The following is a 24208-nucleotide window of genomic DNA, read 5'->3' on the forward strand; positions in this document are numbered from 1 at the left end:
ATGGACTTCGCATTCGACGCCCGTACGGAAGAGCTGCGCGGCGAGCTGCTGGCCTTCATGGACGAGCACATCCATCCGGCCGAGGCGACCGCCGAGGAACAGCGGGCCGCGCTCACCTCCCCCTGGGACACTCCCCCGGTCGTCGAGGAGCTGAAGGCGGAGGCACGGAGGCGCGGGCTGTGGAACTTGTTCCTGCCCGATCCGCGGTACGGGGCCGGGCTGACCAACCTCCAGTACGCGCCGCTCGCCGAGATCACCGGCCGCAGCCCACACCTCGCGCCCACGGCCCTCAACTGCGCGGCCCCCGACACGGGGAACATGGAGCTGCTCGCCCAGTTCGGCACCGAGGAGCAGCGGAAGCGGTGGCTGGAGCCGCTGCTCGCGGGCGAGATCCGGTCGGCGTTCGCGATGACCGAGCCGGAGGTCGCCTCCTCGGACGCGTCGAACATCGAGACGCGGATCGAGCGGGACGGCGACGACTACGTCATCACCGGCCGCAAGTGGTACATCTCCGGCGCGATGTACCCCGGTTGCGAGATCTTCATCGTCATGGGGAAGACGGACCCGGAGGGCGCGGACCCGCGCCGCCGGCAGTCGATGATCCTCGTCCCCCGGGACACGCCCGGCCTGGAGGTCCGCCGGGCGATGCGGGTCTACGGCTTCGAGGACCACGCACACGGCGGCCACGCGGAGATCGTCCTCGACGGCGTGCGGGTGCCCGCGACGAACCTCGTCGGCGAGGAGGGCGGCGGCTTCGCCATCGCCCAGGCGCGCCTGGGGCCCGGCCGGATCCACCACTGCATGCGGCTGATCGGCATGGCCGAGCGCGCGATCGAGCTGATGTGCCGGCGGGCCGTCTCCCGTACGGCCTTCGGGAAGCCGCTCGCCCAGCAGGGCGTGGTGCAGGAGTGGATCGCGGATTCCCGGGTCGCCGTGGAGCAGTTGCGGCTGCTGGTGCTCAAGACGGCGTGGCTGATGGACACGGTCGGCAACCGCGGGGCGCACACGGAGATCCAGGCCATCAAGATCGCGACGCCGCGGACGGTGGTCGGCATCATCGACCAGGCTGTCCAGCTGCACGGGGCGGGCGGCGTGAGCCAGGACTTCCCGCTGGCGGAGCTGTGGGCGGCGGCACGGACGCTGCGCCTGGCGGACGGGCCGGACGAGGTCCATCAGCGGTCTCTGGCGCGGCGGGAGTTGCGGCGTTATGTCTAGGCGGTGGCCGGGCTGGTGGTCGGGGTCGGCCTGAGCTGTCGGCTGCGGGTTGTGTCATCCGCACCACCGCTGCGCGGCGGTGTCCTCAAGCTCCCCCAGCCACCTCCCCCAGACTCCGTCCGGGGGTGCCCCCAGAGGTGCCCCCAACGGGCTGGAATGGGCTGATCCGAGTGCGCCCCCACCGCGGGCTGTGGATGGTCTGCGGCGGGGGCGCGCCGGGTCTCAGTGCGCGCTGAACTTCACGCTCGAGAACGGCTTGTCGGCCGGGCCGCGCTGGCCCGTCTTGAGGCGCGCGGAGCCGCCGTCACACTTCTTTCCGGTGTAGATGGTGACCGGGCCCGCCGTCCCGTTGTACGCACCGTGAGCTTCCTGACTCATCGTCAGGCACTTGCCGTCCGGCGGATTCTCGACGAAGAAGGGCTTGCCCTTGGGGCCCACCCACGTGAACGAGCCCTTCGAGGCGACGGCCGTGCCCGTGGGCACGGCCATGGCGAGGGCGAGGCCCGCGAGGGCGACGACGACAGGACGGAAAAGGCGCATCCCTGATCCTTTTTCTCGACAGCAGACGAAAGGGCCGAAAGGCCCTTCATCCGCTCAACGACGCCCGGCCCCGCACGACACGCTTCAGGGGCGCAGCGCGCGCAGCAGCAGGTCTGCCAGGTGGTCCGCCACCTGGGCCGCCGTCAGGGCGCCTTCCGGGCGGTACCAGTTCGCCAGGTGGTGGACGGAGCCGAAGTGGTAGTCGACGACGAGGTCCGCGGGGGTGGCCGTGCTGAAGACGCCCGCGCGCTGGCCCTCCTCGACCAGGGCGCGGAAACGCTCGTGGTAGCGGCGCCGTTCGGCGCGCACCTGTCTGTGCTTCTCCGGGCCCAGGTGGTGCATCGAGCGGAAGAAGATCTTCGTGTCGTCGAGGTTCTCGATGGTGGTGACCACGACGTCCGCGGCGGCGTCCCGCAGCCTGCGCTCCACGGGCGCGTCCGCGCACGCGAAGGCGTCCAGCCGCTCCTGCTGGAGCCGCAGGACCCGGCCGTAGACCTCGTGCAGCAGGTCGTCCTTGGAACCGAAGTAGTGGTAGAGGGCGCCCTTGGTGACGCCCGCCGCCTCGACGATCTCCTGGACGGACGTGCGGTCGTAGCCCTGGTCCGCGAAGAGCCTTGTGGCGGCGGCCAGCAGCCGCTGCGGTACGGGCCTCGTGCCGCCGCCCGGCGTTCCGGCCGTCACCGTCCTGGTCATGCGCCGCCACCTGTCTTCCCTTGTCGTGCCGCGGGATCGTCGCGCAGCTCCCGGCGGAGGATCTTGCCACTGGTCGTCCTGGGCAGCTCGGCCAGGACGCGCACCTCGCGCGGGACCTTGTACGCCGCGAGCCGCTCCCGGCAGTGCGCGACCAGTTCCGCCGCCGCGGGCTCGGCGCCGGGGCGGAGGCTGACGTACGCCCGGACCGTCTCGCCGCGGTAGTCGTCCGGCACCCCGACGACGGCCGCCTCCCGGACGGCGGGGTGGGTGTGGAGGACGTCCTCCACCTCGCGGGGCCAGACCTTGAAGCCGGCGGCGTTGATCATGTCCTTCTTGCGGTCGACCACGTACAGCCAGCCGTCGTGGTCCATGAACCCGACGTCGCCGGTGCGCAGTTCACCGCCGGGGAGGGCGGCGGCGGTGTCCTCGGGGCGCCGCCAGTAGCCGGGGACGACCTGGGGGCCGCTGACCACGATCTCGCCGTGCCCGCCGAAGGGCACCTCCGCGCCGCGCTCGTCCACGATGCGCACGAGCGTCCCCGGGCCGGGCACGCCGACGGCGAGGGTGCCGGTGGCGGGGTCGACGGGGGCCTCGGTGCCGGGCGGGACGGAGGCGGTGGTGGCGGTGGTCTCCGTGAGGCCGTAGCCGTTGTGGAGGTAGTGGCCGGAGGTGGTGCGGAACCGTTCCACCAGGGCCGGTGGCAGGGGTGCGCCGCCGGAGGAGATCAGGCGGAAGGACGCGAAGTGGTCCCGGCCGACGCCCGGCTGTGCCATGAGGGCCATGAAGGCGGTGGCGGGGCCGATGGTGTAGGCGGGGCGGTGTTCGAGGAACGCGTCGAGGACCACCGCGGCGTCGAAGCGGTGGGCGAGGGCGAGCGTGCCCGCGTTGACCAGGCAGGAGCCGAGCTCGGCGACCATGCCGGTGATGTGGAAGAGCGGGGCGAGGGCGAAGTAGGTGGAGCCGTCGGGCAGCCCGGAGCCGATGCGCGCCCGCTCGGCGTTGTGGGCGATGTTGCCATGGGTGTTGACGGCGCCCTTGGGGACCCCGGTGGTGCCCGAGGTGTAGCTGATGAGGGCGGGGTCCTGGGGGCCGAGCCCGGGGCCGGCGGGCGGGCGGGTCCCGGAGCGCGCGGCGGCCAGCAGGTCCTCGGCGCCGTCGGGCGGCGGCACGCGCTCGCCGCGCAGCACCCGCGCGTCGTCGCGCGTCTGGAGGCCGAAGGGACAGGCGGTGAACGCGATACGGACGGCCGAGGCCGCCGCGGCGTCCCGCAGGAAGTCCGCCCAGGCGCGGTCCCGGCAGATCAGCGCGGTGGCGCCCGAGTCGTCGAGGATGTGCCGGACCTCGCCCGCCTTGAACATGGGGTTCACGGGCACGACGGTGCCGCCGGCCTTCCAGACGGCGAGGACGGCGAGCACGAAGTGCGGGGTGTTCTGGAGCATGACCGCGGCCCGGTCGCCCCGGCGGAAGCCGCGGGCGACGAGACGGCCCGCGAGCGCGCCGGACAGCTCGTCGGCCTCGCGATAGGTCAGCCGCCCGTCGAAATAGGCGAGCGCGTGCCGGTCCGGGGCGCGCCGCACGGTGGCGTCGAAGGCGTGCAGGACCGTCGGCGGCGGCGTGCCCGGCACCCGCTGGGCGGGGGCGAACCGCGCGAGCCAGGGCGCGTCCCGGTAGGAGGGGGTGGTCGACGTCATGGTCCGCGCCTACATCCGGCCCTGGCCGGGCACCTCTTCGAGCCTGCGCTGGAGGTGGTTCATGCCGCGCAGCCAGCGGTCGGGGTCGGTGGCGCGGGCCGCGTAGTAGTCGGCGACCTCCGGGTGCGGGAGGATCAGGAAGCGGTTCGCGGCCATGCCCTCGAAGAGGGCGTCGGCGACCTGCGCGGGCTCGATCGCGGTGGGCAGGAGCACCAGCTCGCCCGCCGCGCCGGTGCCGCGCAGCATGTCCGTGCGCACGCCCTGCGGGCAGATGGCGTGGACGTCGATCCCGCAGTGGCGGTAGGTGAGCGAGAGCCATTCCGCGAAGGCGAGCGCGGCGTGCTTGGAGACGCTGTACGGGGCCGAGCCGATCATCGTGAGCAGCCCGGCGGCGGACACGGTGGCGACGAACCTGCCGCTGCCCCGGTCCAGCCACTCGGGGAGCAGCTCACGGGCCGCCCGCACGTGCGCCATGACGTTGACGTCCCAGGCGGCCTCCCACAGGTCCTCCTCCGCCTCGGGTCCGCCGCCTGGGGCGACGCCCGCGTTGGCGCAGTAGATGTCGATCCGGCCGCCGAGCGCCTCGCGGGCGGCGGGGACCACTGTGGAGGCGTCGCCGGGGACGGCGGTGGCGCCGATCTCCTCGGCCACCGCCTCGGCCTTGGCGACGTCGAGGTCGTTGACCACGACGCGGGCGCCCTCGGCGGCGAACCTGCGGGCGAGCGCGGCGCCGATGCCGCCGCCCGCTCCGGTGACCACAACTCCCGCGTCCCGCACCGTACCCACGCTGACGTCTCCCTCGCTCGGCTGCACGGGCAGACTAACCAGTCGGTATGTGGGGACGGAAGGGGGCGTCGGGTGCCCGGGGGCAGGGCTGGCTCCACCCCGGGGACGGGGGTGGATCGGATGGTGGCGGGAGGCCCCCGGAAACGATCGTGTCCGGGAGAGTTCCGACCGGCCCCCCTGGAGTGTTCCCATGGTTTCCGCGCAGCTCACCCGCCGGTCAGCGCTGTCGCTCACGCTGTTCGCCGCCCTGGGCCCGCTGGTCGCGGCGAAGCCGGCCGGGGCGTACTCCGGCCCGGCGGACCCGGTGTCCGCCCTGACCCGGGCCGCCCGTCCGCTGCGCACCACGGACCCCACGGGCGACCTGCGGGACCTGCGGCCGCTGGGCGCCATGGTGGGCGACGCCACGGTGGTCGGGCTGGGCGAGGCCACGCACGGCTCGCACGAGTTCTTCGCCAACAAGCACCGCGTCTTCCGCTACCTCGTGGAGGAGAAGGGGTTCACCACCTTCGCCCTGGAGGCGAACTGGAGCGCCGGCGTGCGGCTCGACGACTACGTGGTGCACGGCAGGGGCGACGCGCGGCAGATCATGGCCGAGGAGTTCCAGAACGCGTACCGCATGTGGAACAACCGCGAATACCTGGACCTGATCGAGTGGATGCGCGCGTACAACACGACCCACGCGAAGAAGCTCCGGTTCATGGGCGACGACTCCGCCTACGCGGGGCCCGGGCTCTTCGACAAGGTCACCGGTTACGTCCGGGCCCACCGCCCGGCCCTGCTGTCCCGCTTCACCGAGCTCTACCGCGCGCAGCGGCCCGCGCCCGGCACCAGCACGGACAGCTATATGAACGCCTACCTCAAGCGCCCGCTGAGCGAGCGGCGCGCCATGGCCGAGAGCGCGCGCGAGGCCCTCGGCCTGCTGTCGCGGCAGCGCCCGGCGGGCGGCGGCGAGGAGTTCATGTGGGCGGTGCAGCACGCGCGGGCGATCTCGCAGGTGGCGGAGATGTACACGTTCGACCTGAACGACCCGAAGAGCGTCGCCGACTGCATGCGCTTCCGGGACGCGACCATGGCGGCCAACACCGCCTGGTGGCAGGAGCACACCGGCCGGAAGATCCTGCTGTCCGCGCACAACGCGCACGTCACGTACGTGACCGACGACCCGGCGCAGTACCCGCGGGTGCAGGGGGCGTTCCTCAGGGACCGGCTGGGCGACCGCTATGTGAACGTCCGGCTCACCTTCAACGAGGGCTCGTTCCTCGCCATGCGCGACGGCGAGTCCCCCCGGGTCGCCGACGTCGGCCCGGCCGCGCCCGGCAGCAACGAGCACACGCTCGACAAGGTGCCGTACCGCGACTACGTGCTGGACATGCGGACGGCGCCCGCCGCGGCCCGGAAGTGGCTGGCGGTGGCGCGTCCCACGCGCAACATCGGTACGGACTACCCGACTCCGGACTACTTGACCGCGCTGGGCAAGGGATACGACATTCTCATCCATCTCCACCGCATCCGGGCGGCGGACCTCCTGCCGCACCGGTAGTCCCGTGTCACGGACGTGTGTACCCGTGCCATGAGTCTGGACAGGCCCCCTTGACGGCGGGACGATGCCCGCGCATCTGGCCGCACAAGGGGGTCTGCCATGCCGGACATGAGTGTGGAGCCGTACTGGGAGCTGACGTTCGACACCGACGGGGACGTGGATCCGGCCGAGCGCGACGCCCTCATAGCCGGGGTCGCGCGGCAGGGCGTCACGGATCTGGTGGTGTTCGCGCACGGCTGGAACAACGACCGGTCGGGGGCGACCCGGCTGTACAGCGAGTTCTTCGCGCCGTTCCCCGGTCTGCTCGCCGGGGCCGCGGGCGGCGAGCGCCTCGGCTACGCGGGGGTGATCTGGCCGTCGATGGACTTCCCCGACGAGCCGATCCCCCACTTCCCGTCCTCGGCGGCGGCCGTCGCCCCGCCCGGTGACGGGCTCGATCCGGCCACCCGGCAGGCGCTCGTCCGCGTCCTGCCGTGCGAGGAAGCGGTGGTGGACCGGCTGGCGCGGCTGCTCGCCGAGCGGCCCGAGGACCCGGCGCGGCTGGCGGAGTTCGTCACCACCGTCCGCGGCCTGGCCACCGCGCTGCCGCCAGGGGCGACCGACCTGGGGCCGGGCCCGCTGCCCGCCATGCTCACCGCCGACGCGCAGGCGGTGTGCGGGAGCTTCGCCGACGCGGTGGCGCACACGGGCGCCCTCTCGGCCGAGCTGCTCGGCGACGGACTGAAGCGGCTGTGGCACGGGGCCTACGAACTGCTGCGGCAGATCTCGTACTACACGATGAAGCGGCGGGCCGGCACGGTCGGCGGGCACGGGCTCGGCCCCTTCCTCGGCCTGCTGGCCGGCTCCCGGCCCGGGGTGCGCGTGCATCTGGTGGGGCACAGCTTCGGGGCGCGCCTGGTGTCGTTCGCGCTGAGCGGGCTCCCGGACGGCCGTTCACCGGTGGCCTCGCTGACACTGCTCCAAGGCGCCTTCTCGCACTACGTGTTCGCGTCGAGCCTGCCGTTCGCGACGGACCAGGGCGGCGCGCTGAGCGGGCTGTACGACCGGGTGAACGGGCCGGTGGTGTGCTGCCATTCCAGCCACGACACGGCGCTCGGGGTGCTCTACCCGCTCGCGTCCCGCCTCTCCGGGGACGACGACTCGGTGCTGGGTCTGGACGACTCGCGGTGGGGCGCGCTGGGGCACGACGGTATGCAGTCCGTCGGCGCCTGCGCCGGGCTCTCCCTCGCGCAGGCGCTGTCCGGCGGCCTGCCGGGGTACGGCTGTGTGAACGTCGACGCGTCGGCGGTCGTCGCGCACGGCGGCCCGCCCTCGGGAGCCCACAGCGACATCTGTCACGCGGAGCTGGCACGTGTGGTCCTGCTCGCCGGAGGCATCACACGCTGAGCACCGGCGGCCGCTGACGACCGGCCGGATCGCGCACCGGGCGGAGGTCGCGGATCCGCCACCTTCACGCAATCTCCCACCCGCCCCACATCTGTCCGCGTCTTCGGGGTAGCAGAGCGGAGTCGGCGGCGTGGCACGTCCGATGGATCCGAATCGCGACGCGTTACGTCCCTTCCATGTCGATCCGAGTCCGCGCTGTCGGAGGTGGGATGCAGTGGCAGGTTTCAGAGCACTCGCACGAGAGGTGCGCAATCCACGGAACACCATCGCCTTGCGACGGACCTCCCTGCGCAAATGTCTCGAACGCTTCGCCCCCTACGGGCACCGGGCGACCTGGCACCACCTGTGCGCCCTGGCGGGGCTCGACCCCGAGGACCGCGCCCCCGATCCGGCCCGGCTGATCGCGGCGCTGACCGAACTGGAGGAGGCCCGCGCGGTCTGGCTGGCCTACGAGGCGTCCTTCGCCGACCGCCGCAAGCGCGAGAAGCACGACGGGATCCGCCAGCCCTGCGCGGTGGACGACTGGCACCGCAACACCTGGGGCGGCTGTGACGTGGTGCCCTGTGTGAGCCCCACGGTGTATCCGGCGCCGCGGCTCTCCGATGTCCTGCGCCGGGTGATCGCCGCGATGGAGGCCGGCCCCGGCGGCGGCTGCCCCGTCTGCCGCCGTGAGCAGCTCGAATGGCGCTCCGACCTGGAGCGCTACCCCATGGAAGGACCCGTCTGCACGGACTGCGGCATCGTGGTGCCGGTACCCGTGCTCACCACCGCGGCGCTGACGACGGCGCGGCGGCGTGCGTTCCAGGAGCAGTACGCGGTCGTGTGACCGCACGGAGCAGGGGGTGGTGACCACCGGCCGTCCGCGGTGCGAGGATGCGGCGCACACGGCTCTTCGGGCGACGAAATGGCGGACGGCTATGGCGCAGCTGCACGATCTGACCGCGTTGGAGCAGGGTGAGGCGGTGCGGGCCGGACGGCTCTCGCCCGTCGAGCTGACCGAGCACTATCTGGAGCGGATAGACCGGCTGGACGCCGCGGTGGGGGCGTTCATCACGGTCACTCCCGAGGTGGCCCGCAAGCAGGCGGCCGACGCCGCGGGCGAGGCGGCGGCCGCCCGTCGCGAGGGCCGGCCGCTGTCCCCGCTGCACGGGGTGCCGGTGCCGGTGAAGGACCTCAACTTCGTCGCGGGCGTGCGGTGCACCCTGGGCTCGGCGGCGCTGGCGGACCACGTCCCGGCCGTGGACGACCACGTGGCGACGCGGCTGCGCGCGGCGGGCACGATCCTGCTGGGCAAGACCAACACCCCGGAGTTCGGCCTGCCCGCCCACACGGAGAACGACGTCGCGCCGCCCGCCCGTACGCCGTGGGACCTCACCCGGTCCGCGGGCGGCTCCAGCGGCGGGGCGGGCGCCGCGGTGGCGGCCGGGCTCGCGCCGCTCGCGCACGCCAGCGACGGCGGGGGCTCCGTCCGCATCCCGGCCTCCGCGTGCGGGCTCTTCGGCATCAAGCCGAGCCGTGGCAGGGTGAGTTCGGGCCCCGTGCTGCACGACATCACCGGGCTCTCGACCTCCGGCCCGCTGGCCCGTACGGTCGCCGACGCGGCGGCGCTCCTCGACGTGCTCGCGGGCACGGAGCCGGGCGACCCGTACAGCGCGCCCCCGCTGCCGCCCGGCGAGACCTTCGCCGATCACGCGCGGCGCGCCCCGCGGCCGCTGCGGGTGGTGCGGCTGACGGGCACTCCGGTGCCGGGCGTGGCGGTGCACCCCGACTGCCTCGCGGCGGCGGACGAGGCGGCCGCCCTGCTGGGCGGGCTCGGCCACGACGTCGAGGAGCTGTCCCTGCCGGACGACCCGACGCTCGCCGAGGCGTTCTCGCGCGTGTGGGAGGTGCTGGCCGCCGTCCAGCCCGTGCCGGCCGGACGCGAGGAGCTGCTGACGCCGCTCACCCGGCATCTGCGCGAGCGCGGCGAGGCCGTCGGCGGGCCGGAGTTCGCCCGGGCCATGTACGCGCTGCGCAAGCTCACCCAGCTGGTGGCCGACGGCCTCCAGGCACCGGGCACCGGCTACGACGTGATCCTCACCCCGACGCTCGCGCAGCCGCCGCTGCCGGTGGGGGCGCTGCGCAACGACGGCGATCCGGCGGCGGAGTTCGCGGCGCTGATCCCGTTCCTGCCCTTCCCCCCGCTCTTCAACGCGACCGGGCAGCCGGCGGTGAGCGTGCCGCTGCACTGGAACGCGGCGGGTCTGCCGATCGGGATCCAGCTCGCGGGCCGGTACGGGGACGAGGCGACGCTGATCTCGCTGTCGGCGCAGCTGGAGTCGGCGAAGCCGTGGGCGGGGCGGCGCCCGTCGATGTGGTGAGTCGATGTGGTGAGGGGTCAGTCGTCGGACGGGGACGGGGACGGGCCGGCCTTGGTCCGGCGACGCTCCACGAGCAGGCGTGAGCCACTGCCGAGCCGTCCCACGGCGTCGTCCGGGTTGGAGAGCACGCAGCTCTCCAGGGAGAGGCAGCCGCACCCGATGCAGTCGTCCAGGTGGTCGCGCAGCCGGCCCAGCTGCTCGATGCGCTGGTCGAGCTCACCGCGCCACAGCTCGGACAGCCGCGCCCAGTCCTCGCGGTTGGGCGTGCGCTCGTCGGGCAGCTCGGCGAGCGCATCGCGGATCGTGGCGAGCGGGATGCCGACGCGCTGCGCGGCCCGGATGAAGGCGACGCGGCGCAGGGCGTCGCGGTCGTAGCGACGCTGGTTGCCCGACGTCCGGCGGCTGCTGATCAGACCCTTGGTCTCGTAGAAGTGCAGCGCGGAGACGGCCGCGCCGCTGCGCGCGGACAGCTGCCCGACGGTGAGTTCATGGACCTTGACAGGAATCTGCGGCACGGGTCCGACCTTACGTCAGCGGGGGCGTTGACATCGCGACGAGCACCCAACATCCTGAGCAAGCGCTTAGACACAGTGGTGGTGCTCGGGAGGCAGCGGCATGGCGGAACCCCGGATCTTCTCCTCGTCCGACGAGCTGCGGGCGGCGGTCGGCGAGGAGCTCGGCCCGAGCGACTGGCTGGAGGTGGACCAGAAGCGGATCGACCTCTTCGCCGCGGCGACCGGGGACCACCAGTGGATCCACGTGGACCCGGAGCGCGCGGCGGCGGGCCCCTTCGGCACGACGATCGCGCACGGCTATCTCACGCTCTCCCTGCTGCCGTCCCTGGTGCCGCTCCTGATGCGGGTCTCCCCCATGCGGATGGGCATCAACTACGGGCTGAACAAGGTCCGTTTCCCCGCCCCCGTGCCCGTCGGATCACGGCTGCGCGCACGGGCGGTGATCACCGATGTGACCGAGGTCGAGGGCGGCGTCCAGCTGACTACGGCGGTCACCGTCGAGCGCGAGGGCGGCGGGAAGCCGGTGTGCGTGGCGGAGTCGGTGAGCCGCTTCACCTGGTAAACGGGGCCCTGGTGCCCGCGTTCCGGCGGGCGTTAGGTTGAGGTCACGGGGAACTCGATGATTCGCACGGAACATCGAGCACCGACACCGTGAGGAGATGAACCGTGATCGCGCACGACGGTATGTACATCGGTGGCAGCTGGCGGCCCGCCGTCGGGACCGGTGCCATCGAGGTCGTCAACCCCGCAGACGAGCAGGTCATCGGCCGGGTGCCCGCCGGTTCCGCCGAGGACGTCGACGCCGCCGTGGCCGCGGCCCGCGCCGCGCTGCCCGGCTGGGCCGGCACCGCGCCCGCCCGGCGGGGCGAGTTCATCGCGGCGCTGCGCGACCAGCTGGCCGCCCGGAAGGGCGAGATCGCCGCGACGATCACCGCGGAGCTCGGCTCGCCGATCGGATTCGCCACGCGGGTGCAGGCCGGACTGCCCGTCGCCGTGGCCGGCTCGTACGCGGAGCTCGCCGGCACGTACGCCTTCGAGGAGCGGGTCGGCAACTCCACGGTGCTCCAGGAGCCGGTCGGCGTCGTCGGCGCGATCACGCCCTGGAACTACCCGCTGCACCAGATCGTCAACAAGGTGGCCCCCGCGCTCGCGGCGGGCTGCACGATCGTCCTCAAGCCCGCCGAGGACACGCCGCTCACCGCCCAGCTGTTCGCGGAGTGCGTGGCCGCGGCGGAGATCCCGGCGGGCGTCTTCAACCTCGTGACCGGCCTCGGCCCGGTCGCGGGCCAAGCGCTGGCCGAGCACCCCGGCGTCGACCTGGTCTCCTTCACCGGCTCGACCGCCGTCGGCAAGCGGATCGGCGCGATCGCGGGCGCGGGCGTCAAGCGCCTCGCCCTCGAACTGGGCGGCAAGTCGGCGAACGTCGTCCTGCCCGGCGCCGACCTGGAGAAGGCCGTCGCCGCCAACGTCGCCGACGTCTGCCGCAACACCGGACAGTCCTGCAACGCCCTGACCCGGCTGCTCGTCCACACCGGTCAGTACGAGGAGGCCGTCTCCCTCGCGGCCGCCGCCGTCGCCGCGTACGTCCCGGGCGACCCGACCGACCCCGAGGTCCGCGTCGGCCCGGTCGTCAACGCCAAGCAGCACGCCCGTGTGCGCGGCTACATCGACCAGGGCGTCCAGGAGGGCGCCCGGCTGGTCGCCGGCGGCTCCGACGCACCGGAGGGCCGGGAGAAGGGCTACTTCGTCCGCCCCACGGTCTTCGCCGACGTCACCCCGGAGATGACGATCGCGCAGGAGGAGATCTTCGGCCCGGTGATCTCGCTCATCGCGTACGAGGACGAGGAGGAGGCCCTGCGGATCGCCAACGGCACGGTCTACGGTCTCGCGGCCGCCGTCTGGGCCGGTGACGAGACGGCGGCCGCGGCCTTCGCGCGCCGCCTGGACGCCGGGCAGGTCGAGATCAACGGCGGCAGCTTCAACATCCTCGCACCGTTCGGCGGTTACAAGCAGTCGGGCGTCGGCCGGGAGCTGGGCGCGCACGGTCTGACGGAATACCTCCAGACGAAGTCCTTGCAGTTCTGAAGTCCCCTCCGGTTCTGACGGGAGAACCCGGCGGGAGAGAGGGCGGACGGGGGCGAGTGCCCCCGTACCGCGCCACGTCCACCGAGAGGAAGCCATGGTCCGCGCCGCCGTCCTGACGAGCACCGGCACTCCCCTGCGCATAGCCGGGATCGACCTCCCGGACCCCGCGCCGGGGCAGGTGCGGATCAGGCTCGCCGCCGCCGGGGTCTGCCACTCCGACCTGTCGCTCTCCAACGGCACACTCCGCCAGCCCGTCCCCGCCGTCCTCGGGCACGAGGGCGCCGGCACGGTCACCGCGGTGGGCGAGGGTGTCACGCATGTGGCCCCCGGTGACGCGGTGGTGCTCAACTGGGCGCCCTCCTGCGGGACCTGTCACTTCTGCGGGCTCGGCGAGCCCTGGCTGTGCACGGACGCGGGCGCGGCGGCGGCCGTGCCGTACGCCACGCTCAGCGAGGACGGCACCGAGCTCTACCCGGGCCTGGGCACCGCCGTCTTCGCGGAGGAGACCGTCGTCCGGGCGAGCGCCGCACTCCCCCTGCCCGACGGCGTGCCCCTGACGGAGGCGGCGCTGCTGGGCTGCGCGGTGCTCACCGGCTACGGCGCGGTGCACCACAGCGCGCGGGTGAGGGCCGGGGAGTCCGTGACCGTCCACGGCATCGGCGGGGTGGGCCTGGCCGCCCTCCAGGCGGCGCGGATCGCCGGGGCGGGGACGATCGTGGCCGTCGACGTCTCGCCGGAGAAGGAGGAACTGGCCCGCGCCGCCGGCGCCACGGAGTTCCTCGTCGCCGGCGAGGGCACCGCCAAGCGGATCCGCGAGCTCACCGGTGGCCACGGCGCCGACGTGGCCGTCGAGTGCGCGGGCCGCGCCGAGGCCATCCGCACGGCCTGGTCGGCCACGCGCAGGGGCGGGCGCACCACGGTCGTGGGCATCGGCGGGCGGGATCAGCAGGTGACGTTCACGGCGCTGGAGCTCTTCCACTTCGGCCGCACGCTGTCGGGCTGTGTCTACGGCAACAGCGACCCGGCGAAGGACCTGCCGGTGATCGCCGAGCATGTGCGGGCCGGGCGGTTCGACCTGTCCGCGATGGTCACCGGCCGGATCGGGCTGGACGGCATCCCGGAAGCGTTCAAGGCGATGCTGGCGGGGCGGGGCGGCCGCTCCCTGGTGGTGTTCCCGCAAGGGTGAACGGCCGCCCCTCTCACCTCACGTCTCGTCGCGCATCGGCAGGTGGATCAGCACCAGCACCAGGGCGGCCACCACGAAATTGCGCTCGGCGGCCTGGAGTCCGTTCCACTTGGCGGACTGCCACATGGCGAACCACTCGCCGCCGATCGCGATGAAGCCCATCCCGAAGAGCAGCAGGAGCATCACGAGCCCCACGGTGGTGACCCGCCGGGCCGCTCCGCGCGCCGCCGCCCCCCGCAGCCAGAGCACGGTGCCGGCGATCAGCACGAGGGCCGCGACGGTCTCCCAGACGATGATCAAGACGTAGGCGATGTCCTGCACGGTGTGGTCGGTGACGGCCCGCCACATCAGGTCGTCGTCCTTGAACGTCGTGTCCATCGCCAGGACGTGCCGGACGAACTGCTGGTTGGTGCCGAAGTCGGTGATGTTGCCGAAGGCGACGAGCGCCGTGTACAGCGCCACGGTCGCGGTCAGCGCGACCGCGGCGACCGGGAGGGTGCCGAAGCGCCCCGCGTGACCTTGCCATTTGTTCGCCATCGGGTCTCCCACCCTCGAGCGCCGCGCCCCTGCCGGATGCATGCCCGTACGGGCGGCGGCATACACGGGCGTTCCCGCACGCCACCGCGCCTGCGCGGGGTGCGGGAAGCCCGGAACCTAAGCGCTTGCTCAGTCACAGGGGTATGGTGTTCCTTCCGCCGCCGGGCAGTCCGCGGCGCAGCCGGAGAGCGGGGGCTCGGGATGGAAGCGAAGCACACGCGGAGCGAGGAGTGGGCCGAGGTCACACCCGACGCCGCGCGCCAGCTGGTGACCGCCGCCGTCGCCGCCTTCGCCGAGCGCGGCTATCACGCCACCACCACCCGCGACATCGCCGGCCGCGCGGGCATGAGCCCCGCCGCGCTCTACATCCACTACCGGACGAAGGAAGAGCTGCTCTACCGCATCAGCAGCGTCGGGCACCGGCTCGCCCTCGACATCCTCCGCCGGGAGCAGGACGGCGACGGCACCCCCGCGGAGCGCCTCGCCGGTGCCGTGCGGGCCTTCGTCCGCTGGCACGCGGAGCACCACACCACCGCACGCGTGGTGCAGTACGAGCTGGGGGCGCTCGGCGAGGAGCACCACGCCGAGATCGTGGGGCTGCGCCGGGACACCGACGCGGCGGTCCGCGCGATCATCGAGGACGGCGTCGCGGCGGGCGACTTCGACGTGCCCGACGTGCGCGGCACCACGCTCGCCGTGCTCTCCCTGTGCATCGACGTGGCCCGCTGGTTCAACGCGGAGGGCAAGCGCACGCCGGACGAGGTGGGCGAGCTCTACGCCGACCTGGTCCTGCGCATGGTGGGGCACACCGGCTGACCGGCCGACGCCGCGAGGTGCTCCAGCACTTCGCGGAGACCGCCCGGGGCGCTGCCGGGCAGGCCCCGCCCGCCCCGGGCGAGGTGGGCGAGCTCTACGCCGACCCGGTCCTGCGCATGGTGGGTCACACCGACTGACCGGCCGACGCCGCGAGGTGCTCCAGCACCTCGCGGAGACCGCCCGGGGCACTGCCGGGCAGGCCCCGCCCGGGGCGGGCGAGGCCGTCGAGGAGGCCGCGGGTGCGGGCCGAGGCGATCCCGGCGGCCGCCACCGGGACGAGCCCCTCCGCCACCTCCTCCGCCTCGCGCCACGCGTGGAGGCCGAGCAGGCAGTCGAGCAGCCGCACGGCGAAGATGTGCCGGTAGCCCGCACCGGCGCCCTCCTCCTGGAGCGCCGCCCGGCGCAGGTGGTGCACGGCCGCCTTCCGTTCGCCGGCCTCCTGGAGCACGAACCCCTGGTGCCCGTCGACCTCGTCCGCGGTCATCCACCAGGCCCAGAACGGGTCGCCGTGCCGCTCGCCCTCGGCCAGGAGCGAGCGGGCGCGGGCGAAGGAGCGGGCGGCCTCGGCGGAGCGGCCCGTGCCCGCGAGGCCCCGGGCCTCCCGCACGCGGAAGACCGCTTCGACGCGCGGTGACAGGCGCCCCCGGTCGAGCACCGACCGCGCCACCGCCAGCTCGCCCCGGGGGCGGCCGGACCAGCCGGACGCGAGGGCCACGTTCTGGAGGGTGAGCAGTTCGGTCGCCCGGTCGCCGGAGCGCCTGGCCAGGCACAGGGCCACCCGGTTGAACCCGGCCGCCTCACCGGGCCGTTCGGCGTCGAAGAGGACCCAGCCCGCCACTTCCGCGAGTTCGGCCGTGGCGGCGAGGACGTCCCGCTCGTACCGCCGCTCGGGCCCGCGCTCCCGCAGCGACCGGCGCACGGCGGCGAATGCCCGTACGGCCGCGTCGGCGGCCGGTGGCCCGCCGGGCTCGTTGTCCAGGGCGACCAGGCGCAGCGACAGTCCGCGGACGGCGTGCGCGAAGCCTTCCCCTATTGACCCTCCCGGCTCGTTCCCCCACGTGAACTCCGGCTCCCCGCGCATCGGTCCCCCCTGGTGTGAGGTCTCCGATCCTCGCAGCCGCCACGCCCTGGCGCTGATCCATTGACGCGCCCGGCCCGGAATCCTACGGTCTCCCATAGGAATCCATCGGCGCGGGGAGCACGCGATGAGCGATACGGGCGACGAGCAGGCCCGGAAGTCCGCCGGAGCACTGGCCTACTCGGCCGGTTTCGGCAACGAGCACAGCAGTGAGGCCGTCCCCGGGGCGCTGCCGCACGGGCGGAACGCGCCCCAGCGGGCCCCGCTCGGGCTCTACGCGGAGCAGCTGAGCGGCACCGCCTTCACCGAGCCCCGGCACAGCAACCGGCGTTCGTGGCTCTATCGCATCCGGCCCTCCGCGGCGCACCCGCCGTTCACCCGGACCGGCAACGGAAACATCAGCAGCGCCCCCTTCACCGACTCCGCGCCCGACCCCAACCGGCTGCGCTGGAGCCCGCTGCCCGAGCCCCCCGAGGGCACCGACTTCGTCGCCGGGCTGTGGACGCTGGGCGGCAACGGCGACGTCACCCAGCGCACCGGCATGGCCGTCCACCTCTACGCCGCCAACGCCTCCATGACCGACCGGGTGTTCAGCGACGCCGACGGCGAGCTGCTGATCGTCCCCGAGCGCGGGGCGCTCCTGCTGCGGACGGAGTTCGGCCTGCTGCGCGCCGAGCCCGGTCACATGGCGCTGATCCCGCGCGGGGTGCGCTTCCGGGTGGAGCTCCTGGAAGCCGCGTCCGATGGCGGGCAGAGCCCGACGGCACGCGGATACGTCTGCGAGAACTACGGGCAGCCGTTCACGCTGCCCGAGCTCGGGCCGATCGGCGCCAACGGGCTGGCGAACGCCCGGGACTTCCTCGCGCCGACCGCCGCGTACGAGGACGCCGAGCGCCCGGTCGAGGTGATCAACAAGTTCTGCGGGAACCTCTGGTCGGCGACGTACGACCACTCTCCGCTGGACGTCGTGGCCTGGCACGGGAACCTCGTCCCGTACGTCTACGACCTGCGGCGCTTCAACGTGATCGGGTCGATCAGCTACGACCACCCCGATCCGTCGATCTTCACCGTGCTCACCTCGCCCTCGGACACCCCGGGGCTGGCGGGGGTGGACTTCGTGGTCTTCGCGCCGCGCTGGCTGGTGGGCGAGGACACCTTCCGGCCGCCGTACTTCCACCGGAACGTGATGAGCGAGTACATGGGCCTGATCGAGGGCGCGTACGACGCGAAGGCGGAGGGCTTCCTGCCCGGCGGCGGGTCGCTGCACAACATGATGTCGGCGCACGGCCCGGACCGGGAGACCTTCGACAAGGCGAGCGCGGCGGAGCTGCGGCCGCAGAAGGTGGACAACGGCCTGGCCTTCATGTTCGAGACGCGCTGGCCGGTCACGGCGACGGAGCGGGCCAGGACGGCCGACCACCTTCAGGCGGGCTACGACGACGTATGGCAGGGTCTGGAGCGCCACTACCGCCGGTGATGGCGACCCGCCCGTACTGTCAGCGCCTTCCTCGCAGCCGTAGAGCCGGAGCCCCACGTGACCACCTTCGCCCCCGACTCCGTCACGCTCAACCGGAAGCTGCCGCTCTGGTATCAGGTGTCGCAGTCGCTGCGCGCCTCGATACTCGGGCGGAGCGCCGGTGACCCGCTGCGGCTGCCCACCGAGGACGCGCTCGCCGCGCACTACGGCGTCAGCGTGCTCACCATGCGGCAGGCGCTGAAGGAGCTGGAGACGGAGGGGCTGATCAGCCGGCACCGGCGGCGCGGCACGTTCATCGAGCCGAGCGCGCGGCGGAGTTCGCCGGTGCGGCTGCTCGGCTCGGTGGACGCCATCGTGGCGCAGCAGTCCGGTGAGCGGACGGAGGTGCTCGGCCACGGCCCCACGAGCGTCCCGGCGGAGCTGGCCGAGCACTTCCCCGGACTCGACGAGGCGATGGCCTACCGGCGGCTGCGCTGCGACGAGCGGACCGGCGAGCCGACGAACTGGGCGGAGAACCTCGTCCGCCCCGAACTCGCCGCGCGCATCGGCCTCGCCGATCTGGAGCGGTGGCCGATGACCAAGGTGCTGCGGGACGCGGTGGGCGTACGCATCAGCCGCATCACCGACACGGTCGAGGCCCGGCTCGCGGATCCGGAGACGGCCCGACTGCTCCAGGTGCCGCTGCTGAGCCCGATCCTCTTCTACACGGGGGTCACCTATGACGAGGCGGGACGGGTGGTGGACGTGGCGCGCATCCACTATCGCGGTGACCGCTTCTCCTTCACGGTGACGGTGGACGCGCGTTAGGCAGTGGCCTTGGCGGATGGTTGGGGGCGGGTTGCTTACGCCTGCGGCGGGCTTTTTCCCCAGCCCCGCCCCTTCCCGAAACTGGGGGCAAGCCCCCAGACCCCCAAAGCGCGCTTCGCGCGCTGTCCTCAAACTCCCCCAGCTACCGCTGGGAGGTGCCCCCAACGGGCTGGATGTGCTGGCTACGGTCCGCACATTCAGCCCGTCCGGCGTTTGAGGACGCGCCCGCAGGGCGCCCCCGCCGCAGGCGGCAACGGACCCGCAGCCGGGGGCCTGGGGCACGCGCCCCAGTTCCGGGAAGGGGCGGGTAGGGGAAAAGCCCGCCGCAGGCGCCAGCCGACCCGCCCCCAGAAGCCGCCCAAACACCCCGCTACCATGCCCGCGTGACCACGCCACAGGCCGCCGACATGCCCCTGCTCGCCGACCTCATGCCCTGGTCCGTGGCCCCACTACGGCTCGGCCGCCCATGGATCACCGCCCCCGACACCGCCTCCCTGAAAGCCCGTTGGGCGGCCCTCGCAGCCGCCCCCGACGCAGCCACCCGCGAAGCCCTCTTCCGCCCCACCCGCTCCCGCACACCGCACAGCGCCGTGACCCAGCTCCCCGGTCAGGCCACGTCGACCGGGCGGCTCGCGCACGGGATGGGGCCGTGTCCCGAGCCGGTGCGGATCGCTCACGGGCCGTACGACGAGCAGTGGTTACTGCCCGACCACCGGCTCGTGGACGCGGCGCGGCCGGAGCTGTGGCGGGTGGCCGACGACCGTCAGATCCACGTGCTGGAGGCGGCACCGGGCACGGACGGCCCGGCCTTCTCCGCGCTGCTGCCTGACGGGCACTCCCCCGACGGCAGGCCCGGCAGGATCCGGCCGCTCTACCGCCGCCCCGCCGGCCTGGAGCCCAATCTCGCGCCCGGCCTCCTCGACCACCTGGCGGGCGCGCTCGGACGGGCCGTCTCCGCCGAGGACTTCCTCGCCTGGACCGCGGCGGTCGCCCGCCCGACCCGCGCCGGGACGGCCGTCCCGCTGACCGCGTCGCCCCGGTTGTGGGAGGAGGGGGTCGCGCTGGGCCGCCACGTGGTGTGGGTGCACACCCGGGGCGCGCGGTGCGCTCCCGCGCCGGGTGAACGCCCCCGGCTGCCGGGCGGCCGCAGGCCCTACGTCCGCGCCGCCGTCGCGTCCGGGCCGCCCGGGCGCCTGGACTACGACCCGGCGCGGGAGACGCTGCTGCTGGGCGCGGGCCGGATCGCGCCGGTGCCGGAGGGGGCCTGGGAGTTCCGCGCGGGCGGGGCGCGGGTGCTGGAGACGTGGTTCGCGGAGCGTACGGCCACGGGTGAGCCCGGGACGCTGGAGGCCCTGCGGCCCGCCGGCTGGCTGCCGGAGTGGACGTCCGAACTGCTGGAGCTGATCACGGTCCTGGCGCTGCTGGCGGAGACGGCGGACCGGCGGCCGCTGCCTGTGGCGGGCCGCGGGCCGGACGCCGCGGAGCTGCGCCGCGCGGGCGTGCTCCCGCCGCCGCCCTCCGCCCGGCGGCCCGCGACGGTGCTGGGCCACCAGGAGGAGGGCCCGGAGGGGCAGTTCGCGCTGCTATGAGCCGCCGCGGCTCCCGTCGTCGAAGCCGTCCAGGATGCGGTCGACGACCCGGTCGAACACCGCGTCGGAGTCGGTCTGCTCCGGCCCGCTCGCCAGCGCCTTCGCCAGCCGCGGGTACGCGCCGTCGGCCAGCGCCCGCGTGAGGTAGGCCGTGCGGGCGGCCTGTTCCTGCTCGGGCGGGTAGGGCGAGGTGCGGGCGCGCTCGGCCGCCGACAGCTCGTTGGAGACGTACGCGGCGCCTTCTCGCTGCTGCTCTTCCGGCTGGTCACGGCCTGGGTGGGGCACTACGCCGGGCTGGTGGTGGGGACCGAGGAGGCCGCGGGGCAGCTGGGCGCCGCCACCTTCATGCTCCCACTGATCTCGAACGCCTACGTACCGACCGACGGCATGCCGGGCCGGCTGCGGACGGTGGCCGAGTGGAACCCCATCAGCGCGGTGGTCACCGCGACGCGGGACCTCTTCGGCAACGGCGGGCCGTCCCCCGACGGCTCCTGGCCGGCGGCCCACCCCGTCGCGGCGTCGCTCGGCTGGGCCGCGGTGCTGCCGGCGGTCTTCGTACCGCTGACCGTCCGGCGGTACGGGCGCGACGCGGCCTGAGGGCACCGCGCCGGCCCCGGGCATGCATCAGCGCCGATCGGCCGGCCCTGGGGAGAGGGCGTACGGCCGACGGCGCTGAGCCGGGTCGGTGTGGTGGGCGGCTTACGTGATCCGGGCCGGGGTCCGGGTCAGCCGTGGTTGCCGAAGAGTGATCGGCGCAGTCGTCTGAGCGGCGCCAGGAGCGAGACCTTGGCGGTCCTGCTCTGCTTGGCCGCCACGCGGTCACGCGAGGTCAGCTCCCGCATCAGCAGGGTCGCGTTCTCGACCTCCCGCTGCGGCAGGGCGGGTCCGCCCAGCACCGCGAGATGGCGGTCGAGGCGCGCACTGGTCGCACCGCTGTTGCAGTTGATGGCAGGCACTCGTGCCCTGCCGCGCATCGCTATCTGATCCATCGAAACTCCCCACCCGTACGAGGCACCCCGGCCCAGGCAGAGTAACCCTACCGCCCCATTCCGTCACCCGCGCATCGGCAGGCCGTATTCACCACTCCGTCAAGGGCGTTGACGAACCTGGCGTGAACCTGCCGTCACTGGGCGCGAGTTGGCATGGGCCGGAATGCGCGGAACGGGAGGCAATCACGCTCCGTTGCGGTACATTCACCCCGAATTGCTCTCTTGCGGGAGGGGGCCCGTCGATGAGCGGGAATTCCGGAGCCGGGTACGGCGGCCAGGGCGACCGGTGGGTGGCGGGGCGGTACCGACTGCTGGACCGGCTGGGCCAGGGTGGTATGGGCGTGGTCTGGCGGGCGCGGGACGAGGTGCTCGACCGCGAGGTGGCAGTGAAGGAGGTGCGGGCACCGGCCGGGCTGCTCGGCCACGAGGTGCGGCAGCTCTACGCCCGGATGGAGCGCGAGGGCCGGGCCGCGGCCCGCATATCCCACCCCAATGTCGTCACCGTCTACGACGTGGTGACCGAGGACGGCCGCCCATGGATCGTCATGGAGCTGATCCGGGGCCTCTCCTTCGCCGAGGTACTGGAAGCGGAGGGCTCCGTCACGCCCGCGCGCGCGGCGCACATCGGCGCGGAGACGGTCGCCGCGCTCCGGGCCGCGCATCAGGTGGGGGTGCTGCACCGCGATGTGAAGCCGGGCAACGTCCTGCTGGCGAACGACGGCCGGGTGGTCCTCACCGACTTCGGCATCGCGACGGTCGCGGGCAGCTCCGCGCTGACGCGGACCGGCGAGCTGGTGGGCTCGCCCGAGTACCTGGCCCCCGAGCGGGCGCTCGGGCGGCCGCCCGGCCCCGCCTCGGACCTCTGGTCGCTGGGCGTGACGCTCTACGCCGCGGTGGAGGGCTTCTCGCCGTTCCGCCAGGACACCCCGCTGAGCACGATCAGGGCGGTGGTGGACGAGGAACTCCCGCCGCCGCGCGGTGCCGGCGCGCTCGCGCCCGTACTCGAAGGACTGCTGCGCAAGGAGCCGGAGCGGCGGCTCGGGGCGGAGGAGGCGGAGCGGATGCTGCGCGTCGTCGCGGGCGGGCAGCGCGGCACGGACCTCTCCCACGCGCCGACGGTCCCCGCGCACCCCGCCGCCCCGCCGCCCTCCGCGACCGGACCCCGTACCCCTCTCCCTGGTCCCCCGGGCTTCGGCACCGCGCCCGGCGCACCGGCGCCGGAGCCCGGGCCCGACGACGGGCAGCACCGGCGGACCCTCCGGGTGCTCGTCGCCGCGGCGCTGGTGGCCGCGCTGCTGGTGGGCGGCCTGGTGTGGGCGCTCACCCGCGGCGGCGGCGACTCCGGCGGCAAGACGTCCGCCGGCGGGGCCTCCTCGGCCGACAGCCGCGACGCGGGCGCGCCACCGGCCGCCGGCTCCGGGAGCTCCGCAGCCTCGCCCGGCAACTCCGCCGACTACGGGGTGCGCGTCACGGTCACCGCGCAGCGCGACCAGTACACCGGCGCCTGCCCGCCGTCGGCGGGGGCCGCGCCGTCGTTCCGGGCGTCCGTCGCCGTGGGCCGTGCCCCGGTGGACGTCGTCTACCGCTGGGTGACGGGCAGCGGTAGAGTCACGGACGGCGGCTGGCGGACGCTCAGCTTCAGCACCGCCCGCACACAGACCCTCAGCCATGTGGAGTCGGACCGCGGCCCTTCGGACGCGGGTGACGACTGGATCGCCGTCGAGGTCAAGAGCCCGCAGCAGCTGACCTCCTCTCATGTGTCGTTCACGGTGCGGTGCAAGAAGCCGTCGCCGGGCAGCCCGTCGGCGTCGCCCGGCCCTTCGGGTTCGCCGGGCCGGTCGCCTTCGGCGGGCGGCTCGACCCCGGGCGGTGGCGGGTACGGCGGGACGTACGGCGGGACGGCTCGGTACGGCTCAGGCGGCTGAGGCGAAGACGGGCAGGTAGCCCTGGGCCTGGCCGGCGGCGGTCGGGTGGTAGGACTCGTCGACGGGGAAGGCCACGCTGTTGAGCCAGGGGCTGTCGGAGCAGATCTCGTGGCCGCCGAAGGTGGTGTTGACGTCGGCGTAGGTGAAGCCGTGGTCGGCGGCGCGCTTGGCGATGACGGCGTCGATGGCGTCGGCCGCGTCGTTGACCGCGGATCTCACGGTCTCGCTGAGCCCGCCGAAACAGCTTCCGCCGAGTCTGTAGAAGCGCGGGTAGCCGATGACGACGACGTGGGCGGAGGGCGCCTTGCCGCTGATGGCGGAGTAGACGCCGTCCAGCTGGGCGGGCAGGACGTTCTGGATGTAGGTGCGCGCCTGGGCGATGCGGTCCAGACAGACGCTCTCGGCACTGAGCACGCAGGTGGTCATGGTGTCGGCGAAGCCCGCGTCGTTGCCGCCGATGGTGATGCTGACGAGCCCGGTGGAGGCGTTGAGCGGGCCGAGCTGCCCGCTGAGAACATCACCCGTTCGGGCGCCCGAGCACGCGGTGAAGGCGAAGCTCGCGGGGGCGTGCGCGGCGGCCCAGAGCTCGGGGTACGCCTTGGTGCTGCGCTTGCAGGTGCCGCTCCCCGCGTCGTAGTCACCGGCCCCCACGCCGGCCGAGTAGGAGTCGCCAAGGGCCACATAGCCGGGAGTTGCGGCCTTCTCGGCGGCCTGGACGGGGCCGGCGCCGAGGAGGGCGAGGGTGGCGGTGAGCGCCAGCGCGGATACGGAACCCACGACTCTGGACAGTTTCATGGAACCTCCTTTACCAGGGGCGCTACTTACTCCGTGGTAGCAGTCGCCCGCATGCGCTGGAAGTGTCCATGCCAAGACTGTTGAGTAGGTGAATGCTTGACGATCGTCTCGTGGAGATTTTCTGACGGATCGACAGATTCCGGTGAGGGCCGCCCTGACGGAAAGACTCCGGTTCGCTCCCCTATGGCGTAACCGGAG

The 24208-nt window shown here is 73.6% G+C and carries 23 protein-coding genes and 1 pseudogene; 14 read left to right on the forward strand and 10 right to left on the reverse strand.

The window, feature by feature from the left end:
* Window positions 1-1215: an acyl-CoA dehydrogenase family protein gene (locus AB0435_RS11255; RefSeq protein WP_366426744.1), complete on the forward strand. Its 1215-nt coding sequence runs from the start codon at window positions 1-3 to the stop codon at window positions 1213-1215.
* Between the two features lie 222 nt (window positions 1216-1437).
* Here AB0435_RS11255 and AB0435_RS11260 read toward each other — a convergent pair whose 3' ends face one another.
* The 4 genes from AB0435_RS11260 to AB0435_RS11275 all read right to left on the reverse strand — a co-directional run bounded on the left by AB0435_RS11260 (window position 1438) and on the right by AB0435_RS11275 (window position 4925).
* Window positions 1438-1755: a hypothetical protein gene (locus AB0435_RS11260; RefSeq protein ID WP_366005037.1), complete on the reverse strand. Its 318-nt coding sequence runs from the start codon at window positions 1753-1755 to the stop codon at window positions 1438-1440.
* Between the two features lie 84 nt (window positions 1756-1839).
* Entirely contained in the window at window positions 1840-2448 is a 609-nt protein-coding gene (locus AB0435_RS11265) for a TetR/AcrR family transcriptional regulator (protein ID WP_366005036.1), read from the reverse strand.
* Window positions 2445-4139, reverse strand: coding sequence for an AMP-binding protein (locus AB0435_RS11270; RefSeq protein WP_366005035.1), 1695 nt, complete (start codon window positions 4137-4139; stop codon window positions 2445-2447). The genes AB0435_RS11265 and AB0435_RS11270 overlap by 4 nt, the downstream gene beginning before the upstream one ends.
* Before the next feature lie 9 nt (window positions 4140-4148).
* Entirely contained in the window at window positions 4149-4925 is a 777-nt protein-coding gene (locus AB0435_RS11275; RefSeq protein ID WP_366005034.1) for an SDR family NAD(P)-dependent oxidoreductase, read from the reverse strand.
* Between the two features lie 190 nt (window positions 4926-5115).
* Between AB0435_RS11275 and AB0435_RS11280 the strand changes: the two genes are divergently transcribed.
* The 4 genes from AB0435_RS11280 (at window position 5116) to AB0435_RS11295 (ending at window position 10211) form a co-directional block, all read left to right on the forward strand.
* Complete coding sequence (locus tag AB0435_RS11280; protein ID WP_366426745.1) at window positions 5116-6465, forward strand: erythromycin esterase family protein; 1350 nt, start codon at window positions 5116-5118, stop codon at window positions 6463-6465.
* A gap of 99 nt (window positions 6466-6564) precedes the next feature.
* Entirely contained in the window at window positions 6565-7851 is a 1287-nt protein-coding gene (locus AB0435_RS11285) for a serine-threonine protein kinase (RefSeq protein ID WP_366005032.1), read from the forward strand.
* Between the two features lie 214 nt (window positions 7852-8065).
* Window positions 8066-8677, forward strand: a complete 612-nt coding sequence (locus AB0435_RS11290) for a hypothetical protein (RefSeq protein WP_366426746.1) — start codon at window positions 8066-8068, stop codon at window positions 8675-8677.
* A 91-nt stretch (window positions 8678-8768) separates the two neighbouring features.
* A complete protein-coding gene (locus AB0435_RS11295) occupies window positions 8769-10211 on the forward strand; it encodes an amidase (protein WP_366426747.1) in 1443 nt (480 codons plus the stop codon).
* Window positions 10212-10228: 17 nt separating this feature from the next.
* Here AB0435_RS11295 and soxR read toward each other — a convergent pair whose 3' ends face one another.
* Window positions 10229-10726, reverse strand: a complete 498-nt coding sequence (gene soxR / locus AB0435_RS11300) for a redox-sensitive transcriptional activator SoxR (protein WP_366005029.1) — start codon at window positions 10724-10726, stop codon at window positions 10229-10231.
* A 100-nt stretch (window positions 10727-10826) separates the two neighbouring features.
* On the opposite strand from soxR, the gene AB0435_RS11305 reads away from it, so the two are divergent.
* The 3 genes from AB0435_RS11305 to AB0435_RS11315 all read left to right on the forward strand — a co-directional run bounded on the left by AB0435_RS11305 (window position 10827) and on the right by AB0435_RS11315 (window position 13997).
* The gene (locus tag AB0435_RS11305) at window positions 10827-11288 is read left to right on the forward strand and encodes a MaoC family dehydratase (protein WP_366005028.1); all 462 of its coding nucleotides are present in this window, start codon (window positions 10827-10829) and stop codon (window positions 11286-11288) included.
* Between the two features lie 104 nt (window positions 11289-11392).
* Window positions 11393-12811: an aldehyde dehydrogenase family protein gene (locus AB0435_RS11310; protein WP_366005027.1), complete on the forward strand. Its 1419-nt coding sequence runs from the start codon at window positions 11393-11395 to the stop codon at window positions 12809-12811.
* 94 nt (window positions 12812-12905) lie between these two features.
* Window positions 12906-13997, forward strand: a complete 1092-nt coding sequence (locus AB0435_RS11315) for a Zn-dependent alcohol dehydrogenase (RefSeq protein ID WP_366005026.1) — start codon at window positions 12906-12908, stop codon at window positions 13995-13997.
* 18 nt (window positions 13998-14015) lie between these two features.
* Here AB0435_RS11315 and AB0435_RS11320 read toward each other — a convergent pair whose 3' ends face one another.
* Window positions 14016-14534, reverse strand: a complete 519-nt coding sequence (locus AB0435_RS11320; RefSeq protein WP_366005025.1) for a DUF2165 domain-containing protein — start codon at window positions 14532-14534, stop codon at window positions 14016-14018.
* 201 nt (window positions 14535-14735) lie between these two features.
* Here AB0435_RS11320 and AB0435_RS11325 point away from each other — a divergent pair, with 201 nt between their 5' ends.
* Window positions 14736-15350: a TetR/AcrR family transcriptional regulator gene (locus tag AB0435_RS11325; RefSeq protein WP_366426748.1), complete on the forward strand. Its 615-nt coding sequence runs from the start codon at window positions 14736-14738 to the stop codon at window positions 15348-15350.
* A 124-nt stretch (window positions 15351-15474) separates the two neighbouring features.
* Here the strand turns inward: AB0435_RS11325 and AB0435_RS11330 are convergent, their stop codons facing one another.
* Window positions 15475-16431 carry a hypothetical protein gene (locus AB0435_RS11330; protein WP_366426749.1) on the reverse strand — a complete coding sequence of 319 codons (957 nt, stop codon included), beginning with the start codon at window positions 16429-16431 and terminating at the stop codon, window positions 15475-15477.
* Between the two features lie 124 nt (window positions 16432-16555).
* Here AB0435_RS11330 and hmgA point away from each other — a divergent pair, with 124 nt between their 5' ends.
* The 3 genes from hmgA (at window position 16556) to AB0435_RS11345 (ending at window position 20301) form a co-directional block, all read left to right on the forward strand.
* Window positions 16556-17905 carry a homogentisate 1,2-dioxygenase gene (hmgA, locus tag AB0435_RS11335; RefSeq protein WP_366426750.1) on the forward strand — a complete coding sequence of 450 codons (1350 nt, stop codon included), beginning with the start codon at window positions 16556-16558 and terminating at the stop codon, window positions 17903-17905.
* A gap of 57 nt (window positions 17906-17962) precedes the next feature.
* Window positions 17963-18712, forward strand: coding sequence for a GntR family transcriptional regulator (locus tag AB0435_RS11340; RefSeq protein ID WP_366005021.1), 750 nt, complete (start codon window positions 17963-17965; stop codon window positions 18710-18712).
* 407 nt (window positions 18713-19119) lie between these two features.
* Window positions 19120-20301 carry a type ISP restriction/modification enzyme gene (locus AB0435_RS11345; RefSeq protein WP_366005055.1) on the forward strand — a complete coding sequence of 394 codons (1182 nt, stop codon included), beginning with the start codon at window positions 19120-19122 and terminating at the stop codon, window positions 20299-20301.
* On the opposite strand, the gene AB0435_RS11350 is transcribed toward AB0435_RS11345, so the two are convergent.
* On the reverse strand, window positions 20296-20586 hold the full coding sequence (locus AB0435_RS11350; RefSeq protein ID WP_366005020.1) for a TetR/AcrR family transcriptional regulator C-terminal domain-containing protein: 291 nt from the start codon (window positions 20584-20586) through the stop codon (window positions 20296-20298). The genes AB0435_RS11345 and AB0435_RS11350 overlap by 6 nt on opposite strands.
* Here AB0435_RS11350 and AB0435_RS11355 point away from each other — a divergent pair.
* Window positions 20548-20898 (forward strand): annotated as a pseudogene (locus tag AB0435_RS11355) (ABC transporter permease); the annotation flags it as partial. The gene AB0435_RS11350 and the pseudogene AB0435_RS11355 overlap by 39 nt on opposite strands.
* A gap of 128 nt (window positions 20899-21026) precedes the next feature.
* Here the strand turns inward: AB0435_RS11355 and AB0435_RS11360 are convergent.
* Window positions 21027-21290, reverse strand: coding sequence for a hypothetical protein (locus tag AB0435_RS11360; RefSeq protein ID WP_366005019.1), 264 nt, complete (start codon window positions 21288-21290; stop codon window positions 21027-21029).
* 242 nt (window positions 21291-21532) lie between these two features.
* Here AB0435_RS11360 and AB0435_RS11365 point away from each other — a divergent pair, with 242 nt between their 5' ends.
* Window positions 21533-23215 carry a serine/threonine-protein kinase gene (locus AB0435_RS11365; protein WP_366426751.1) on the forward strand — a complete coding sequence of 561 codons (1683 nt, stop codon included), beginning with the start codon at window positions 21533-21535 and terminating at the stop codon, window positions 23213-23215.
* On the opposite strand, the gene AB0435_RS11370 is transcribed toward AB0435_RS11365, so the two are convergent.
* Window positions 23204-24010, reverse strand: coding sequence for an SGNH/GDSL hydrolase family protein (locus tag AB0435_RS11370; protein ID WP_366005017.1), 807 nt, complete (start codon window positions 24008-24010; stop codon window positions 23204-23206). The genes AB0435_RS11365 and AB0435_RS11370 overlap by 12 nt on opposite strands.
* Between the last annotated feature and the right edge of the window lie 198 nt (window positions 24011-24208).

It is taken from the genome of Streptomyces sp. NPDC051173, assembly GCF_040689515.1.
Lineage (GTDB): Bacteria > Actinomycetota > Actinomycetes > Streptomycetales > Streptomycetaceae > Streptomyces.